4 protein-coding genes and 1 pseudogene are annotated in these 4,076 nt (G+C 73.6%); 2 read left to right on the top strand and 3 right to left on the bottom strand.

Annotated features, from left to right (window positions below; genetic code table 11):
- Positions 1-226: hypothetical protein (locus V7Q31_RS17760; protein WP_333835183.1), on the bottom strand; the 226-nt coding region annotated here is incomplete at its 3' end.
- Positions 227-808: 582 nt separating this feature from the next.
- Between V7Q31_RS17760 and V7Q31_RS17755 the strand changes: the two genes are divergently transcribed.
- Together V7Q31_RS17755 and V7Q31_RS17750 are read left to right on the top strand one after the other, a co-directional pair.
- Positions 809-1,327: a YcnI family copper-binding membrane protein gene (locus V7Q31_RS17755; protein ID WP_333835182.1), complete on the top strand. Its 519-nt coding sequence runs from the start codon at positions 809-811 to the stop codon at positions 1,325-1,327.
- A gap of 75 nt (positions 1,328-1,402) precedes the next feature.
- A complete protein-coding gene (locus V7Q31_RS17750; protein ID WP_333835181.1) occupies positions 1,403-2,950 on the top strand; it encodes a copper resistance CopC/CopD family protein in 1,548 nt (515 codons plus the stop codon).
- A gap of 24 nt (positions 2,951-2,974) precedes the next feature.
- Here V7Q31_RS17750 and V7Q31_RS17745 read toward each other — a convergent pair whose 3' ends face one another.
- Together V7Q31_RS17745 and V7Q31_RS17740 are read right to left on the bottom strand one after the other, a co-directional pair.
- A complete protein-coding gene (locus tag V7Q31_RS17745) occupies positions 2,975-3,742 on the bottom strand; it encodes a class I SAM-dependent methyltransferase (protein WP_333835180.1) in 768 nt (255 codons plus the stop codon).
- Positions 3,739-4,076: pseudogene (locus V7Q31_RS17740) on the bottom strand (DMT family transporter); the annotation flags it as partial. The pseudogene V7Q31_RS17740 and the gene V7Q31_RS17745, both read right to left, overlap by 4 nt.

The following is a 4,076-nucleotide window of genomic DNA, read 5'->3' as shown; positions in this document are numbered from 1 at the left end:
TGGCCACCTGCATCACCCCCATGGCGACCATGTCGACGAGCACGCGATCGCCGTCAGCGCGGCGAACCCCAACGCCTGCACGCCCGCCCACGCCTGTGGCGGCCACGCGGCCGACCACGTGCACGGGCCAGACTGCGGCCACCCGACCGTCCCGCATGGCAATCACACCTGCTATCTCGTCGATGGCCATTTGCATCACCCGCACGGCGACCACTGCGACGACCACGGGGTGCTCCAGACCGTCTGAGCGTCGCAACGGCCACCGGCCACGACTGGAGACGTGCAGAGAACCGGGCTCGGTGGCGATGATGTGAGCGGCGGCGGCGAAATCACCGTTTGCCGTCGGCGGACATGCGTTAACATCAGCATATGGAGCATCTCCGCAGGCGCCTGTTCGGCTGGATCGTCGTCACGCTGCTCGGCGCGGCGCTGCCGCTTTCGGGCTGGGCGCATGCCGCCCATCCAACGGACCAGACGCTTCTGGCGCCGGATGGCGGTCCTGCCGACATCTGCGGCGAAGGCGGCGAACAAGGAGGCGGCGCGACAGCGACCGAAACGCCTTGCCTCGCCTGCCAGCTCGCCGAAGCAATGGAAGCGCCGACGCGCGAGGGGCTCGGTTCGCCGCGGCGCCGCGCAGACGCGCAAGCGCCGCGCTCGAAACCGGGATTGCCGCGAGGACGCGTTCGGGCGGCCGCACGTCCCAGGGGTCCGCCGCGCGGCGCGTGAGCCGCCGAACCTTTCCCCGACGCAATCACGGACAGGCCGCGAAGCGCAGGCTGCGCCGCGCCGTCCGACCATGGAGACCATCATGAGAGCATTTCTTTCCGCCGCGGCGCTCTGCGCGCTGGCCGGCGCCGCGCACGCCCACGCCACCTTCGAGGTGTCCGAGGCGGCGGTGAACACCACCTACAAGGCGGTCCTGCGCGTGCCCCATGGCTGCGACGGCGAGGCCACGTTGAAGGTGCGCGTCCGCATTCCCGAAGGGATGATTGCGGTGAAGCCGCAGCCCAAGGCCGGCTGGACGCTCGAGACGATGACAGGCCCCTATGCGCGACCCTACACGCTCTGGGGGTCGGAAGTGACCGAAGGCGTGCTCGAGATCGTCTGGACCGGCGAGTTGCTCGACGCGCACTATGACGAGTTCATTTTCCGCGGTCGCCTGACGGACGCGCTGCCGGTGGGCGAGACCCTCTACTTCCCGACCGTGCAGGAGTGCGCGACCAAGGCCGAGCGCTGGATCGAGATACCCGCAGCCGGCCAGAAGGCGGACGATCTCGCCTATCCTGCGCCGGGCATCCTCCTTCTGCCTGCGGCCCACAGCCACTGAACTCCGCGCCGCCGCCGGCCCCGGGTCGGCGGCGGCGCACGGATGACGTGACCTCGCAGGGGGGGGGCGACCTCGATGCTGCGCGTAGTTCTCTTGCTGGCGTTCGTGCTGGGGGTCGCGCCTGCGGCGCTGGCCCACGCGCAATTGCGCGCGGCGACGCCTGCCGCCGGGACCGTGCTGGCGACGGCGCCCGCCGAGTTGCGCCTGCAGTTCAACGAACCGGTCTCGGCGCTGACGTTTCGGTGGGTCACGCCCGACGGGCGGGTCAGCGCGCCGCCCGTCGCCGTGCAGGGCGAAACTGTCCGCGTGACCCCGCCCGTCGACGCGGGGCGCGGCACGCATCTGCTGAGCTGGCGCGTGACCTCGACGGACGGCCACCCGGTCGGCGGGACGCATGCGTTCTCGATCGGCGCGCCCAGCGAGACGGGCGCGGCTGACGGCGCCGGGGCGCAGGACGCGCTCCTTGCGGCGGTGGCCCGCGTCGTCCTGTTCACGGGTCTCGCGCTCAGCGTGGGCGGCGCCGTCTTCACCGCGCTCATAGCGCCGCCCGTCGCCTTTGCACGGCGGCTGGCGCTCGGCGGCGCGCTCGTCGTCGCGCCGGCCGCGATCCTGCTGGCGGGGGCCGAGGGGCTCGACCGGCTCGACGCGCCGCTGGCCGATCTGGCCGGCGCCGCCTTATGGACCGAGGCGGCGCGTGCGCCTGCGAGCTTTTCCGCGCTGCTCTGGACGCTCGCGGCGGCGCTGGCGGCGGCTGGGCTGCTCGTCGCGCGCGCCGCGCCCTGCTTCGCTGCGCTCGGCCTCTGCGCGCTCGGCTTCGCCGCGTCGGGTCACGCCGCGAGCGCCCCGCCGCGCTGGTTGACCGGGCCGATGGTCGCGATCCATGCGGCGGCGCTCATGGTCTGGCTGGGCGCGCTGGCGCCGCTCGCCGCCGCGCTGGCGCGCGACCGGGCGGGCGCGGCTCCGGTCGTCCGTCGCTTCGCTGCGAGGGCGACGCCGATGCTGGCGGCGCTAACGCTCTCCGGCGCTTTCCTGGCGTGGACGCAACTGCGCGCGCCCGCGGACCTTGTGTCGACTGACTACGGCCGGCTGCTGACGCTGAAACTGACGCTGGTCGCCGGGATGCTGGGCCTCGCCGCGCTGAACCGCTTCGCGCTGACGCCGCGCCTGACGGCTGCGCCCGTCGCGCCGGCGCGACTGCGGCGCAGCATCCTCGCCGAAATCGGACTGGGGCTCGCGGTTCTCGGCTGCGCGGCGGCGTTCCGCCTGACGCCGCCGCCGCGCGCGCTGGACGACGCGCCGGGAACGATCACCATGCACCTCCACGGCCGGCTCGCCATGGCGGACCTGGCCGTGACGCCTGGGCGCGTCGGACCCAACGCCGTGACCGCAACCGTGCTTGACGCGAATTTCCAGGCGATGACCCCGCTGACGCTGACCGTCGCCTTCGCGCCGGCCGACGGCGCGCTCGAACCCGTCCGCGTCGACGCCGTCCGGGGCGAGGACGGCGTGTGGCGCGCAGAAGCCCAGCTGCCCTTGCCGGGGCCCTGGAGCGTCGTCTTGGACGTGCTTGTCACAGACTTCGACCGCGAGCGGCTGGGCGGCGACATGGAGGTCGCGCCCTGACGGCGCCGGACGCCCGAGAAACGGCTAGTGCCGCGACGCCACCATCGCGAAGGGCCGGGCGGCGCTCTCCAGAAGCGCCAGCCGGTCGCGCCAGCTTGCCTGCGCCAGTTGCCGCCGACGCACTCGGACGAGCGAGGCGAAGCGCGGCGATCCGAAGCCTGCCTCCGCGAGCAGCGGCGCAAGCCGCTCCGGCCGCAGGCCGTCGCGAAACGGCAGCCGATCCATGATCGACGCATGCGCCGTCGCGTCCCACAGCGGTGCGCGGCCGGCGGCGGCGTCCCAAGCGCGGCCGAGGCGGGCGGCGAGGCGTGAGAGCGCCGTTTCGCGTCGCCAGTCGCCGTCCACGATGATCAGCAATCCGCCCGGCCTCAGCGCCTCGGCCCAGGCGGCGAAGGCGCGGGGCGGATCGGTGAGCGTCCAGACGAGGTGACGCGTCGCGACGACATCGAAGGCTCCCGCCGGGACCATCGGCGTCTCGGCGGCGGCGAGCCGGAAGGTGGCGCGGGGCCCATGCCGGGCGCGAGCGCGGGCGAGCATGGCCTCGGCGAAGTCGATCCCTTCGACCGTAGCCCCCGCCGCAAGGAGAGCCGCCGTGAAGGCCCCCGTGCCGCAGGCGGGCTCGAGCACGCGTGCGCCGGGCGTGAGGCCGAGATCGCGCAAGAGCCGCGCCCAGAGCGCGACCTCGACCGGATCGTCGGCCCCATGGCCGGGCGAGCGGTCGAAGGTTTCGGCGCGCTTCTCCCAGTAGGCGCGGACATCCTCGCGCAGCGACCAGTTGGCGTGGACGCTCATGCGCGCCCCGCGGCGCGTGGCGTGGCGACGACGGCGCCGCCGAGGATCATCGGCGCGGCGAGCAGGAAGGACCAGCCGGGGATCTCGGCGAACAGCACGAGGCCCATCAGGACCGCCCAAAGCACCGACAGATACTCGAACGGGGCAAGCGCCGCCGCCTCGGCATGGCGGAAGGACAGCGTCATCAGGATATGCGCGACGCCCCCGGCGACCCCGGCGCCCACCAGCAGCGCGAGCGTCGGCGCGTCGGGCGCCGCCCAGCCGAGCGGCGCCGTGACGAGCCCGCCCGCCGCCGAAACCACCGCGAACCAGAACGCGATGGCGCCAGCCTTCT

Source organism: Rubrimonas sp., assembly GCF_036788415.1.
In the GTDB taxonomy this organism is placed as follows: Bacteria; Pseudomonadota; Alphaproteobacteria; order Rhodobacterales; family Rhodobacteraceae; genus Rubrimonas.
The sequence above is the reverse complement of the archived record's forward strand: the minus strand, read 5'-3'. Positions and strand labels throughout refer to the sequence as shown.